The organism is Bowmanella yangjiangensis (genome assembly GCF_018531185.1).
In the GTDB taxonomy this organism is placed as follows: Bacteria; Pseudomonadota; Gammaproteobacteria; order Enterobacterales; family Alteromonadaceae; genus Bowmanella; species Bowmanella yangjiangensis.
Genome location: NZ_JAHDJU010000001.1, coordinates 898,461 through 912,309 on the forward strand (window position 1 = coordinate 898,461; position 13,849 = coordinate 912,309).

Here is a 13,849-nt window from a genome sequence, read left to right on the forward strand (position 1 = left end):
AGAGTAAAGATTATTCACCATAACCATGCAACGACATTAACCCGTATAGCAAACTAGGTTATGGTTATGTCAGCATCTTGCCATCCACAGACAAGGAGATACAGGCCATGTATAAGATTTATCAAATTACGTTGTTGTTAATGGTTGGGTTGTGTCTGGGACGGGTATCAGCCACGGAGCAGCCGTTTGGGGATTATCAGATCAGGGTGCTGGCCGACAATCTGTCCTTTCCCTGGGCCGTGACGCAACTGCCGGACGAGCGATTGCTGGTGAGTGAGAAAGGCGGTCGGTTAGTCCTGTTAAGTGCGGATGGCGCAGTAACGCCTGTAGGCGGAGTGCCGGAGGTATTTGCTAAAGGGCAGGGCGGCTTAATGGATGTGGTGCTGCATCCCGACTATATCAAGAATGGCTGGATTTATCTAAGTTTTGCCCAAGGCGACGAGCAGGCAAACCATCTGCAGGTTGTCAGGGCTCGCCTGGATAACGAGCGTCTTGTTCAAGTTGAGCCTTTATTCACCGCTACCCCGGATAAGGCCACACCAGTTCACTACGGAGCCCGAATGGCTTTCCTGGGCGACCAATCACTGGTCATCGCCAGTGGTGATGGGTTTGATTATCGTGAACAGGCGCAAAATCCCGCTAATCATCTCGGCAAGCTGGTTCGCTTCAAGGATGACGGCAGTCTGCCTGCTGATAATCCCTCGTTTCATCAAGGGCTCGCAGGACTTTATACACTGGGGCATCGGAATCCCCAGGGATTGGCTTGGGATCCGGTGCGTGAGCAGCTATTTGCCAACGAGCATGGCCCAGCTGGTGGTGATGAGATCAATCTGATCCAAGCCGGAGCGAATTACGGCTGGCCGGTAACCACGCTCGGCAAAGATTATTCAGGGGCCAATATCAGCCCGTATAAAACCTATCCTGGCATGCAGCCGCCTTTGGTGGATTGGACACCTTCCATTGCCCCCTCTGCGCTGGTGATATACCGGGGAGCCATGTTCAGAGAGCTGGAGGGCGACTTGCTTTCCACCACGCTTAAATCAAAGGAAGTACGCCGCGTGATTTTATCCGGGCTGCAGGTGGTTCGTCAGGAAAGCTTGTTTACTGAGCTGGAAAGTCGTCTCAGAGACATTCATATTGGTAATCGCGGTCAGATCTACCTGCTCACTGATAGCGCTCAAGGGCAATTACTTGTGGTTGAACGTTAGAGGCTTTTTGCTGAGTAGATAGTCCTTTGGAATACGCTGGTATTAAAAAAAATGTCACAAAACTGTCATGAAAACGTCATTTTGATGCATACTTGCAACAACAATAGTTGTAGGTTTGTGTATGGCCAAAAAGTATTCATCTCCTGTAATTCGCCGGTTAGCTTATGCAGCAGCGTTGAGCTTACCTGCTTTTTCTAATGCTCTTGCCGAGCCATTTACCTTTTATGGAAAGTTGAACGTCTCTTACCAGTACGCCGATGAAGGTGAGGGAAGCTTCAGTGATTTAAAGAGTAATTCGTCAAGGTTGGGCGTAAAGGGTGAATTGGCACTACAAGATAATCTGACCGCTTTCTATTTGCTTGAATGGCAGGTGGATCTGGCAGATCTATCTGGTGACGATAATATTAAATCCCGCAACCAGTATGTTGGTTTGCGCGGTAATTGGGGGGAGGTTTCCCTCGGACGTCAGGATACCGCGCTTAAGATGGCGCAGGGGAAGCTGGATCAGTTTAATGATCTGGAAGGTGATATTAAGAACCTGTGGCGGGGCGAGAATCGTCCCAGCGACACTATTACTTACCGCAGCCCCAAGTGGCAGGATCTGCAATTTACCGGTACTTTTATTGCTGGTGAAAAAGATGGTCCCTCTACCTATTCAGCTTCCATCACCTACGGCGATGCTGGATTGAAATCCCTGCCCTGGTATCTGGTGGTGGCTAATGACAGTAATGTGTCTGGCTATGATATTCAGCGTTTGGGTGGCCAATATAAACTGGACGATTGGGTCATTGGAGCTATGGCACAGCGTCAGGAAAGAGAATCCGATGGGGATTCCAGAAATGGCTGGCTGCTGAGCAGTGCCTATACGCTTCAGCAACTTGCCCTGAAACTGCAATATCAGGAACTGGAGCAGGACTGGAGTATGTCAGCCGGCATTGATTATCCGCTTGCCAAGCAAGTTAAGCTTTATGCCTTTGTAACCCGTCAGGACAAGCAGGAGTTACCAGACAAAGATTGGCTGGGTCTTGGCTTGGAGTTTCGTTTTTAAGCACGTTTTTCGTTCCGCATGCGATGTGTGGTAGGTAAAGTGCAGCATGGACAATTTGCACTGACTCTGGATTGATAAACCGGCCAGAAAGCCGGTTTATCAGCGTTTCCCAAAATCTGCCCGACAGCAGATGGAGTAAGTAGCCATGACTATTAAGAATCGTCTCTTCAGCAATGCGGCTATCGTTTTAGTCGCTATCATTCTGATGTTTTTGCTGTCCCGTTATGCTTCCTCAACCTTAAATCATCTCGCCAATACCCTGGCACAAGCTGAGCAGTTGAATGCCAGCATGTTGATGCTGCGGCGTCATGAGAAAGACTTTCTGGCCAGAAAAGACATGAAGTATATCGAGCGCTTTGATACCGAGATGGGGAGGTCGGTAGCGTTAATCGATGAATTGCGTGCAGCCTATCAGCAATTAGACTTGGCAGATCAGGAATTGCAGAACCTAAAACAGACATTTTCGGCTTACCGCGAAGGTATGCATAAGTTGGTTGAGCAGCAGCAGCTTATCGGTCTGGATCACAAGGATGGCTTGTACGGCAGTTTGCGGCAGGCGGTACATGGTATTGAGCAGGAACTAAAAAGTGCCAATGCCGATGCGCTGCTGGTGGATATGCTGCAATTACGCCGCAATGAAAAAGATTTTATGTTGCGCCGGGACATGAAGTATCTGCAAGACTTTCACAGCAATGCCGATGCATTCAACCTGCATATTTCTCAAAGTGCGTTGAGTCCGGCGAAGCAGCAGGCCTTACTGCCACTTCTGAAAACTTACGTTATGCAGTTTGAGCAGTTGGTTAGCGCCGAAGAGATCATCGGCCTGGATGAGCAGGCCGGCATTCGAGGGAAACTCAGACAAACCATCCAAAGTACCGAAGCGGTATTGGAATCCGTCGTTGAGCATACACGGGACGAGATTCAGTCCGCTGTCGAATTCAACAATTTGATGGTGACTACCTTAACCTTGTTTATTGCCGTGTTGGTGGCTGCTCTTGCGTGGTTAATTGCCCGCAGCATCATTATCCCTATACAAAATGTGAGTCGTACCGTACATCGCATCCGCAATGAAAATGACTTTACCCTGAAACTCGAGGTAAAAGGACGTAATGAACTGGCCGATATGGCGGCAGATCTTAACCGTTTGGTGGAGTCGTTTCGTAATGTGGTGATAGAGATTAACCGCTCGGTCAACATGCTCAATGATGCCTCCACTGAGCTGGCACAAAGTGCTGAACAGACCGCCAATGATATGCGTAGTCAATTGCAGGAAACTGATATGGTGGCAACGGCAGTGACGCAGATGAGTCATACCATTGACGAAATAGCACTTAATACCGAGAACACAGCCAGCAAGGCCAGAGACAGCAGTCACTATGCGTCAACCGGCGCCGGAGAGGTGCAGGCGAGTGTTGGGCAGATCCGCGAGTTGGCCACTCAGTTGACTGAGTCAGCGGGTGCGGTTGGCGAATTGGAAAAGGAAAGTCAGGTTATCGGCTCGGTACTGGATGTGATCCGCGGCATTGCTGAGCAGACCAATTTGCTGGCACTTAATGCTGCCATTGAGGCGGCCAGAGCCGGAGAACAAGGCCGTGGCTTTGCGGTGGTGGCTGATGAAGTGCGTAACCTGGCGATTCGTACTCAGCAAAGCACCGAAGAAATTACCACCATTGTGGGCAATTTACAGCGCCGCACGCAGTCCATCGTACATTTGGTAGATAGCAGCCATGGTAAAGGGCAGGAAGCGGCTGAGCGTGCTAGTACGGTGGGTGATTTGCTAAGCAGTATTATCGGTGACTTGAACAGTATTATGGACATGGCAACCCAGGTTGCAACGGCTATTGAAGAACAATCCAGCGTGGCCGCTGAGGTGGGTAAAAATGTTGTGCAGATTCGCGATCTGGCCGAACAGGTCAATGGCGCCTCTATTCATAACAAACAAGCCAGTGAAATGGTTGCTGAACAGGCGGCTAACTTAAAAACGTCGGTGAATAGGTTCAGAGTCTAGGCAGGGGAAATAAAAAGGAGGACACGGCAGCAAGGCCGTGTCCACAAAACGCTTAGTTGCAGGCGTCTTTCAGAGCTTTACCAGCTTTGAATGAAGGCAGCTTAGAGGCAGCGATCTGGATAGTTGCGCCCGTCTGAGGGTTACGACCAGTGCGAGCTGCACGCTCAGATACTTTGAAAGTACCGAAACCCAGGATGGCAACTTCGTCACCGCTGGACAGCGCTTCAGTCACAGCACCAGTGAAGGCGTCGATAACACGGCCAGCAGAGGCTTTGGAGATGTCGGCGCGCTCAGCGATAGCATTGATCAGATCAGTTTTGTTCATTGGATGCTTCCTTTTGTTTTATGTTGATAATGAGCTGGAGATACGCTACCCCAGACTCAATTCATTGGCGATGTTTGTGAGGTATATTCCTGAGACGCTGAGTCAGCATTTCTATACCTCAACGTGCCATCGGCACAGTTCTTTACTTGTTCGTTAACATCATCGCTATCCGTCATAGAGTATCGGATAGGGTGATTCTGCCGGACAGGTATGACACTACGGTTAACAGCCGCTGCCATTAACGCACAACCAGCCGGATCCCGCAACCTTGCAAGTATTCCGCTTGCAGTTCCAAGTCTGCCACCACCAGAGGCGCATTCTGCAACCAGTCGTTGGCAAATTCCAGTAATAACTTATCTTGCTTGGCTTTTGCCTTGATTTGGGGCAAAAAATCGTCCAATCGCTTGATATTTAGCACCACGCCAAGTTGCAATATACAAATAAGTCGTTGCACCTGCTCATTGCGGTACTGAGAAAACTCCGGGAAATCGGACGTCTTTATCTTTTTGCGATGAAAACGTACCAAGGTTGCCAGCAGGTCTTGCTGTTCCTGATTAAAGCCCGGTAAATCAGCATTCTGGAGTATATAACCTGAATGTCGCTGGACGCCACGGGAATTTATCTGTAATCCCACTTCGTGCAACAACGCGGACCAGCCTAACAGGCTTTGTAACTCCTCGTGCTTAATATCCCAGTCCTCAGCCACCTGATGGTATAAGACCATAGTGGTATTCAGCACGCGTTTGGCCTGTTCGGTATCCACATCGTAACGAACTGCCAGGCTCTCGGCGGTGCGTTCACGAATATCCTGATGCTCCAGGCGGTCTTCCATTTCATAGATGACCCCTTCACGCAGCGCCGCCATGGAAAACTCCATCAACTGAATATCCAGGCTTTCAAAAATGGCCAGCAGAATAGCCAGACCGGCGGCAAAGATAGGTTTGCGGTCGTCCCCCAGCTCTTTGAAATTGAGCTTGTCGAGCTGTTCAGCTTTGACGCAAGCATCTACCAGCTTACGCAGTTCATTGCGTGATAGAGTACCGTTTTTCAGGTCAGGATTAATTTCTTGCGCCAGGCTAATAATGGTTTTGATGGTGCCTGAGGTGCCGATACACACATCCCAGCCAAGCTGGCGATAGCGACGGTCAATCATTTCCAGCTCTTGCTTCGCGGCCATGATGGCGCGGTTAAAGGCTTTGCTCTTAAGCTCGCCATTTTTAAAGTAGCGCTGGGTAAAGCTGACGCAGCCCATTTGCAGGCTGCGCATTAGAGCCGGCTTAAAACCTTTACCAATAATAAATTCGGTACTACCACCACCGATATCCACAACCAGGCGTTGCCCGTTATCCTCGGTGGTATGCGCGACACCCTGATAAATCATCCGCGCTTCTTCCACCCCGGAAATGATTTCAACCGGGTAGGGCAATACACGTCGTGCAGCCCGGATAAAGTCCCGGGCATTGTGCGCTTTTCTCAGTGTGTGGGTAGCAACAATACGTACCGAGTCAGGTTTAAAGCCGCGCAGGCTGTCGGCAAACTGTTCCAGGGCGGCAATGCCTCGGTCAATGGCGGGCTGGTCCAGATAGCCATCTTTATCCAAACCGTCGGCCATCCTGACCCGTTGTTTTACCTTATAGAGAATTTGCAGACTGCCCGCATTAATGCGCGCAACTACCAGGTGAAAACTATTGGAGCCAATATCCAGAGCTGCCACATGGGTGACATTTCTGGCTTCGACATCGGAAAATGCATTGGCTAATTGATTCATTGAGTCTGATTGTTCATTTCCAGAGCTTTCAGATAATCGTAGATTTCTACCTGTGAGCGCAACTTTTTCCTGTTTCCACGACGCACATATTTATTGGTTTGTTCCTGGTCTATCACCCTGGCCTTGATGGTATCCCTGAACTGGATAAGTAAAATATCCAAAACCCGTTTTTTCAGCACAGGGTCCAGAATTGGACAGCCCACCTCAATACGGTTGTCCATGTTACGGGTCATCCAGTCGGCCGAGGAAATAAATACTTTCTGGTCGCCCCCGTTTTCAAACACCATAACCCGGGGGTGTTCTAAGAATCTGTCTACCACACTGATGATGGATATGTTTTCACTCAAACCTTTCACCCCAGGCACCAGAGAGCACATCCCCCGCACTATGGCGCGGATCTTCACCCCAGCTTGACTGGCACGGTAAAGGTCGTCAATCAGCGGAATATCTACCAGGTTGTTTACCTTCAGCAGTATTTGCGCTTTAAGCCCTTCCTTGGCGTTTTGTACTTCCTGACGGATGAGTAACTGAATCTTGGTTCTGGCATTAACCGGGGAAACTTGTAAATGCTGGAACTTGAAGCGTCGATAGGGGTATTGGATAAAATCAAATACATCCACCGCTTCCTGAGCCAGTTCCTGGTCACGGGTAAACAGGCTGAAGTCGGTGTAGATTTTTGCGGTTTTTTCGTTGAAGTTGCCGGTGCCGAAGTGGGCGTAATGTATCAGTTGACCATGTTCTTCGCGGCTTATCACGCAAAGCTTGGAGTGGATTTTCAAGGTGGGAATACCCAAGATAACCTTGACACCCGCATCGGTCATCATTTTGGACCATTCGATATTATTTTCTTCATCAAAACGCGCGCGCAGTTCCACTACGACCGTGACCTGCTTGCCATTATTTATCGCGTCAATCAGCGAGTTAACAATGCGTGATTTACTCGCGACCCGATAAATATTCAGGCGAATATGCTTCACACTGGGGTCGAAGGCGGCCTGACGGACAAACTCGGTCAGGTGCAGGAAGCGATGATAGGGGTAATACAGCAGGATATCCCGCTTACTGATAGCGTCGAACACCGTATGGTGATCGGCAAATTCCCTGGTGTTGATAGCTGGCAGAGGCGGGTTTTCCAGATATTCCCTGCCCACATTGGGGAATCCGATAAAGTCTTTAAAGTTACGGTAAGCACCACTGGCAATCAGGCTGTCGTAGTTGGATATCTTCAGTTGCTTTTTGAGGAAGTCCAGCATGTCTTGCGGCATATCACCGTCATAGACAAAGCGCACCGGCTCGGCAATCAAGCGCTGCTTCATACTTTCAGACATTTTTTCTACGTAGCTTTCATCAATCTCGTCGTTAATGCGATATTCCGCATCCCGGGTCATCTTGAAGGAATAAGCTTCGAGCATATCAAACTCGATAAAACCGCGGAAAATCTGTTCCAGACACAAATTGATAATGTCATCCAGCAGCACAATGTGCTTCTTCTTACGGCTTTTCTCAGGCGGGATAAGCACAAAGCGAGACATATATTCGGTCGGTACTTCCAGTAGGGCGTACTGGGTTTTCTGCTCTTCCTTGCGAATGGCCACGAACAGGTAAGTAGCCGCGTCGTTTAACCTGTCTACCAGTTTTACCTTATTGCTCAGCAGTACTGGTGCCATGTAGCGCAAGATCTTGTTCTGGAAGTAACTCCTGAGCCACTGGGTTTGGTAGTTGTCCAGTTCATCTTTGCCGATCAGATAAATCTGGTATTTAGCCAAACGTGCTACCACCTCAGCATGGATACGCTCAAAATCGTCCGTCATCACCAGCACTCGTTCCTGGATTTTGTCCATTAACTGTTTGGTTTGCGCTGCGGCTTCCTGATTCTGATCGTTCAGGTGGATATAAATCTGGCGTTTTACATCAGCCACCCGTACCCGATAAAACTCATCCATGTTGTTAGAGTAAATACCCAGAAAACGAATCCGTTCAACGATGGGATTGCGTTTGTCGGCGGCTTCCTGCAGCACCCGCTGGTTAAAGGCCAACCAGCTTAATTCCTTGGGGTAATAGATTGTGTTGATACTCATCTTCTAGGCTACGGCTATCAAAAATTCGCAAAATTTTAGCAATACTGCCAGCGGGTTAATGTGAAGCTTTTATGACGGGCTATTGCCAGTCGATATCCACAATCAAATCGTTGGCAATCTGCTCCAGGGCATCACCTAAGGGATCGGTGTCGAAATCTTCGGGAATATCAATGATCACCTGGGCTTTAAACAAATTGCCTCCCCAGTTAGGTGCAGGCTCGCAGTGCGAGGTAAAGCGCACTATGTTCAAATTGAACTGATGCAGCACTTTGGTCAACTCCTGCACTATGCCGGGTTTGTCATTACCCATAATTTCTACTGCCACCTGGCGGGTTGTGTTGGTCTGAGGCTCTACCCCTTGCATCAGGCGGATATTCAATTCCGGCATGGCGTCCAGCTGAGTGAGCAGGGGCTGAACGTTATCTTTTGGCAACTGCACTTGCACAAACCCGGTAAAATGGCCGGCCATGTGTGCAAAGTTGCTGGATAACCAGTTGCCCTCTAATTGCCTGACCGTGCGAGATATTGCCTCCATGATGCCGGGTTTATCTTTGCCTATCAGTGTGAAAATAACGGTATCCATGCTGTTCTCCTGTGCAACGAAGGGGCGGGCGGTTGGCAGCGCAGATGGCTTCACCGCCGAATGACCCAACTATAATCCACAAGCGCTCTGGCGGCGAGTAAAGATCACCTGAGTAGTCAAAGCGTTAGTAATTGGCCCAAACGGCCTTTACAATGTCGCCAGCTCAGCGTTCCAATGGTTGTATCGTGCAAACTGATTACCCAAATCCATCGTCAAGCTTACGACGGCGTCGAACCCGGGATCGGCTGGCCGCACGCATTATTACCATAGGTGGCTGGACAGTACTGGCTACCCTGGCGATGCTCATTTGGCATTTGCTGTATGTCACTATTCCCCTGTTACAGTCACCTTCTTTGCAGCCTGGAGCCGTATGGCAGTTACCTCAGGAGCAGGTGTTGTTGCTGGAAGACTTGCAGCAGGAACGTGCACTTATTACCCGGGCAGCCGATTGTCAGCTCGGTTTTTTTCAGGTTCAGCCCAATCACGGGGCGGGGCTGACGCCGCTTAAACATGTGCCAATAAGTTGCCAGACTCAGGTTAAAGCCAAACATCATCTTGGCGGGCGTTATTTGTTTATGCTTGGGGCTGATGGCATGTTGCGGGTTGAGCGACTAACCCGAGTAGGGGGACAGGTACTGCGTGAGCCTCAGATGTCGCTGTTCATCCCTGACTTGCCCACAACGCTGAATGCTGAGCAGTGGCAGGTTGCCTTGTCTGACGATTGGCTGGGGCTGGCGGTGCAAAGCGCCGGAAAATGGCGGGTATATTGGGCATCCAGACAAATGCCGACGCAGCTTAGCCAACTTGAGTTACCCCTATCGGGTATGCCGACCTTGCTGCCCTCTATCCGCACCGCCGTGCAGGTCGGCCACCAGCAACTGCTGTTTACCGATATGAGCAGCAGCTTCACAGCCAAGTTAAATCAACCCGCCGCAACCATTCTGGCCTTTCCCGGCAGCAAAGCCTTTTTGCTCAATTACGCTGATGGCCGTATCGAAAAGTGGTCGGCGTTTAATGATGGCGGTCATTTCCGTTTTCGGCCTATCTATGCGCTGGAAGAACACTTGGCAATCAGCCAGTTGCAGATGGCACAAGGCAAGGACTTGGGGATGTTGCTTGGCGCCCAGGGACAACTTTGGCTGTTTCTGAGTAGCACAGGTGAGACCATTTTGCGCACTAAGGTGGCGACAGATGCGCAGGGCATGTGGCTGGTTAATGAGCGCCTTTATGTTTGGGGGCCGCAGAGTGTGCAGCAGTGGCAGGTGGACAATATCAGCTCCATCATTAGTTTTGAACGGCTGTGGCAGAAGGTGTGGTACGAAGGCTATGCCGAGCCTGCTTATGTGTGGCAGTCATCGGCAGCCGAAGATGTCAGTCAGGCCAAATACAGTTTGGTGCCTTTGGTGATAGGTAGCCTGAAGGCTGCCATTCTGGCCTTGATTATTGCCATTCCGCTGGCCGTCGGCGCTGCCATCTATACGGCTTACTTTGTACCGGCTCGCTTACGCAACTGGCTGAAGCCCGGCATCGAGCTGCTCGAAGCCGTGCCCTCTGTGGTGATAGGTTTTATTGCCGCAATTTGGCTTATCCCCATAGTGGAAGACTACCTGTTAGGTATGTTGATGTTTTTGCTGTTGTTGCCGGTGTCGTTATTTGCGCTGGCCATGTTGCAGCAGCCCTTATCTCGCGGATTATCCATCCGCTGGCAGTCAGGATGGGAATTACTACTGCTGGTGCCTGTGGTTTTGCTATTGGCCTGGGGAGCCTTTGTGCTGGGCGGTGAAGTGCAGAGCTGGCTGTGGCCGGATGGCTGGTTTCCTGGGCAGGACAATCACAGCAGCAAAAATGCCCTGGTTGTTGCGCTAGCACTGGGAATTGCCATAGTGCCAAGCATCTATTCTTTGGCCGAAGACGCTATTTTTGAGGTGCCGGGGCATTTACGCCAGGCCTCTTTTGCATTGGGTGCAACCCGCGCGCAAACCTTGCGCAGAGTGGTACTTGTGGCCGCTTATCCAGGGATTTTTTCCTCCATTATTCTGGGCTTATCGCGGGCATTTGGCGAAACCATGATAGTGCTGATGGTCACGGGTAATACCCCAGTGGCTGACTGGGACATTTTTGCTGGTATGCGATCCTTGACGGCCAATATTGCCATTGAGTTACCCGAGTCGGAGGTTAACAGTATTCACTATCGTGTGCTGTTCTTTACCGCCTTGCTATTGTTCGGTTTTACCTTTGTTATCAATACCCTGGCTGAGCTGGTCAGGGGCAGACTGCGGAAGCATTATCAAAGTGTTTAAGCATTTCTTGTTGAACAGGCAAAAAGAGGGCCTGCCCATTGTTGGTGGTGCGGCACTGGTGGCCATCATCCTGCTACTGCTGTGTGGCATGGTGGGCATTATGCTGGTTAAAGGGATGCAGCATTTCTGGCCGGCGCCTTTGTACGAGGTGACTTATCAGGACGCCAAGGGGGAGCCAAAAAGTATGTATGCCTCCTTGCTGTCGAAAGATTTCACCACCACCGGCGGACACAAACGTTGGTTGTTCAATCAGGCTCGCTTGTATCAGTTCAGTGATCAGCAGCATCTGTTGGAAGAGCAGCAGATTCTGCGCATGCAAACCTTGCCTGAGTTAATAGATATTCAACTGCGTAGCGGCAACCGACTCTTTGCCAGACTGTTGGGAGTAAATGACGGTGAAGTGCCGCTGCCGCTTGCGCAGTTGCCCGAGCTTTTGGATCAGGTCAGCGCAGAAGTGGCGGCGATTTCAGAAGTGGAGCAAGGCAGACTGGCGGCGATCCACCAACAGATTGCGCAATATAACCGTCGGGCCGTTGAGGAAGAAGCCCCTGCCAGGGTCAAGCTTGAGCAGGAATTTTCCACCTTGATGGCGAGTTTGGATGCGCGCCGCAAAACCCTGGCGCAAATACGTTTGTTGTTAGTATTTGATACGGGTGAGCATTACCATTTGCCCCTGGCCGACGTGGAAAAATACTTACAGATCAATCAGCAGGGCAATCTGCAAAAGTTTGTCACCTTTTTGGGTAACATCTGGGAGTTTGTCAGCGATACGCCGAAGCGGGCCAACAGCGCCGGTGGGGTCTTCCCCGCTTTGTTTGGTACTGTGGTGATGGTATTGCTGATGACACTGATCGTTACTCCGCTAGGGGTGATGGCGGCCATTTACCTCAATGAGTATGCCCCGAATAATTCTGTTACCTCCCTTATCCGTATCGGCGTAAATAACCTGGCTGGCGTGCCTTCCATCGTGTATGGGGTATTTGGCTTAGGTTTTTTTGTTTACCAGGTGGGCGGTAACATCGACAAATTGTTTTTTAGCGAGCATTTGCCGGCGCCTACCTTTGGTGCGCCAGGCATTTTCTGGGCGGCCCTGACCATGGCCATGCTGACTTTACCCGTGGTCATTGTGGCCACAGAAGAAGGCTTGAGGCGGGTGCCGGATAGTTTACGCCAGGGCAGTTATGCCCTGGGCGCTACCCAGTTTGAGACCTTATGGCGCACGGTAATCCCTATGGCCAGCCCCGGTATTATGACCGGCGTGATCTTGGCCATTGCCCGCGGCGCGGGGGAAGTGGCGCCGTTGTTATTGGTCGGTGCGGTAAAGTTTGCACCTACCTTGCCGGTGGATATGGAGTTTCCCTATCTGCATCTGGACCGGCAATTTATGCATTTAGGTGTGCTGATCTATGATGGCGCATTTCACAGCAACAGTATTGGCCATGGCTCGTCCATGATGTTTGCCTCGTGTTTATTGTTGTTATTGGTAGTGTTGAGCCTGAATATTGTTGCCGTAGTGGTGCGCGCCAAGTTGCGCCGCCAGTATCAGGCTATGGCAGGGCAGGGGTAATGACAGAGTTAGTGCATTATGTTTGAGTATTTTGACCTTTCACGGCAAGGCCTGGAATTAGATAACCTGCAGGATGAGCAGGTGGCCATCGACGTGCGCGATTTGACCCTGACCTTCGGTGCCAAACGGGCCTTACACAATATCAGTCTGAAAATTCCCAAGCGTCATGTTACCGCACTGATTGGCCCCAGTGGCTGCGGGAAATCCACCTTGCTGACCTGCTTTAACCGGCTGAATGATTTGGTGCCAGAGTGTCGGGTGGACGGTGAAGTGCTGATAAACGGCAGGAACATATACAACCGCAAAGAGGATGTGGCGCTGCTGCGTCGGCAGGTGGGCATGGTGTTTCAAAAGCCCAATCCGTTTCCCATGTCGATTTATGAAAACCTGGTATATGGACTTAAAATTCAAGGGGTTAAGGACAGGCGCACACTAGATAATGCGGTGGAGCAAGCCCTTAAAGATGTGGCATTGTGGCGGGAAGTAAAAGACCGCTTATTCGAGTCGGCGCTGACCTTATCCGGTGGCCAGCAGCAGCGCTTGGTGATTGCCAGGGCCATAGCCCTGCAGCCAGAAATTTTGCTGCTCGACGAGCCCACCTCGGCCTTAGATCCGATTTCCACCCTGACTATCGAAGAGCTGATCACCCAGCTTAAAGAGAAATACACCGTATTGATTGTGACTCACAATATGCAGCAAGCGGCCCGGGTATCGGACTTCACCGCGTTTCTGCATCAGGGCCATTTGATTGAGTACTCGGATACTGACCGCTTGTTTACCCGGCCCAAACAGCAACAAACCGAAGAGTATATTACCGGCCGTTATGGCTAAAATGACGGATATCAGAGTGATGGAAAATATTCCTCAGAACTTGGCGTTCGGGGACATATAACAGAATTTGCAAACTCGAAACTCGAAACTCGAAACTCGAAACTCGAAACTCGAAACTCGAAACTCGAAGAGG

At 50.4% G+C, this 13,849-nt stretch carries 10 protein-coding genes; 6 read left to right on the top strand and 4 right to left on the bottom strand.

The annotated features are described in order from the left end of the window. Positions 1 to 107: 107 nt before the first annotated feature. The 3 genes from KJY73_RS04075 (at position 108) to KJY73_RS04085 (ending at position 4,264) form a co-directional block, all read left to right on the top strand. A complete protein-coding gene (locus KJY73_RS04075; RefSeq protein WP_214340546.1) occupies positions 108 to 1,208 on the top strand; it encodes a PQQ-dependent sugar dehydrogenase in 1,101 nt (366 codons plus the stop codon). 121 nt (positions 1,209 to 1,329) lie between these two features. Further along, positions 1,330 to 2,256 (top strand): porin, encoded by a 927-nt coding sequence (locus tag KJY73_RS04080; protein WP_214340548.1) that lies wholly within the window; start codon positions 1,330 to 1,332, stop codon positions 2,254 to 2,256. 145 nt (positions 2,257 to 2,401) lie between these two features. Beyond that, positions 2,402 to 4,264 (top strand): HAMP domain-containing methyl-accepting chemotaxis protein, encoded by a 1,863-nt coding sequence (locus tag KJY73_RS04085; RefSeq protein ID WP_214340550.1) that lies wholly within the window; start codon positions 2,402 to 2,404, stop codon positions 4,262 to 4,264. A 52-nt stretch (positions 4,265 to 4,316) separates the two neighbouring features. On the opposite strand, the gene KJY73_RS04090 is transcribed toward KJY73_RS04085, so the two are convergent. From KJY73_RS04090 to KJY73_RS04105, 4 genes are all read right to left on the bottom strand, one after another. After that, positions 4,317 to 4,589 carry an HU family DNA-binding protein gene (locus KJY73_RS04090; protein ID WP_188692109.1) on the bottom strand — a complete coding sequence of 91 codons (273 nt, stop codon included), beginning with the start codon at positions 4,587 to 4,589 and terminating at the stop codon, positions 4,317 to 4,319. Between the two features lie 238 nt (positions 4,590 to 4,827). Beyond that, a complete protein-coding gene (ppx, locus tag KJY73_RS04095; protein WP_214340552.1) occupies positions 4,828 to 6,357 on the bottom strand; it encodes an exopolyphosphatase in 1,530 nt (509 codons plus the stop codon). Next, positions 6,354 to 8,435, bottom strand: a complete 2,082-nt coding sequence (gene ppk1 / locus KJY73_RS04100; RefSeq protein ID WP_214340554.1) for a polyphosphate kinase 1 — start codon at positions 8,433 to 8,435, stop codon at positions 6,354 to 6,356. Before ppk1 ends, ppx begins: the two co-directional genes overlap by 4 nt. A gap of 79 nt (positions 8,436 to 8,514) precedes the next feature. Continuing rightward, a complete protein-coding gene (locus KJY73_RS04105; RefSeq protein ID WP_214340556.1) occupies positions 8,515 to 9,018 on the bottom strand; it encodes a glycine cleavage system protein R in 504 nt (167 codons plus the stop codon). Between the two features lie 152 nt (positions 9,019 to 9,170). Between KJY73_RS04105 and KJY73_RS04110 the strand changes: the two genes are divergently transcribed. The 3 genes from KJY73_RS04110 to pstB are packed head-to-tail and all read left to right on the top strand — an operon-like array spanning position 9,171 to position 13,716. Next, complete coding sequence (locus tag KJY73_RS04110) at positions 9,171 to 11,318, top strand: ABC transporter permease subunit (protein ID WP_214340558.1); 2,148 nt, start codon at positions 9,171 to 9,173, stop codon at positions 11,316 to 11,318. Between the two features lie 7 nt (positions 11,319 to 11,325). Further along, positions 11,326 to 12,885, top strand: coding sequence for a phosphate ABC transporter permease PstA (gene pstA, locus KJY73_RS04115; protein ID WP_408611359.1), 1,560 nt, complete (start codon positions 11,326 to 11,328; stop codon positions 12,883 to 12,885). An 18-nt stretch (positions 12,886 to 12,903) separates the two neighbouring features. Further along, on the top strand, positions 12,904 to 13,716 hold the full coding sequence (gene pstB / locus KJY73_RS04120; protein ID WP_214340563.1) for a phosphate ABC transporter ATP-binding protein PstB: 813 nt from the start codon (positions 12,904 to 12,906) through the stop codon (positions 13,714 to 13,716). Positions 13,717 to 13,849 lie beyond the last annotated feature (133 nt).

Excerpts from the sequence above, each read along its gene's own strand:
- ppx (WP_214340552.1), bottom strand. The coding sequence starts at position 6,357 with ATGAATCAATTAGCCAATGCATTTTCCGATGTCGAAGCCAGAAATGTC.
- KJY73_RS04090 (WP_188692109.1), bottom strand. The coding sequence starts at position 4,589 with ATGAACAAAACTGATCTGATCAATGCTATCGCTGAGCGCGCCGACATC.
- pstB (WP_214340563.1), top strand. The coding sequence starts at position 12,904 with ATGTTTGAGTATTTTGACCTTTCACGGCAAGGCCTGGAATTAGATAAC.
- KJY73_RS04085 (WP_214340550.1), top strand. The coding sequence starts at position 2,402 with ATGACTATTAAGAATCGTCTCTTCAGCAATGCGGCTATCGTTTTAGTC.
- KJY73_RS04080 (WP_214340548.1), top strand. The coding sequence starts at position 1,330 with ATGGCCAAAAAGTATTCATCTCCTGTAATTCGCCGGTTAGCTTATGCA.
- KJY73_RS04075 (WP_214340546.1), top strand. The coding sequence starts at position 108 with ATGTATAAGATTTATCAAATTACGTTGTTGTTAATGGTTGGGTTGTGT.
- KJY73_RS04110 (WP_214340558.1), top strand. The coding sequence starts at position 9,171 with ATGTCGCCAGCTCAGCGTTCCAATGGTTGTATCGTGCAAACTGATTAC.
- ppk1 (WP_214340554.1), bottom strand. The coding sequence starts at position 8,435 with ATGAGTATCAACACAATCTATTACCCCAAGGAATTAAGCTGGTTGGCC.
- KJY73_RS04105 (WP_214340556.1), bottom strand. The coding sequence starts at position 9,018 with ATGGATACCGTTATTTTCACACTGATAGGCAAAGATAAACCCGGCATC.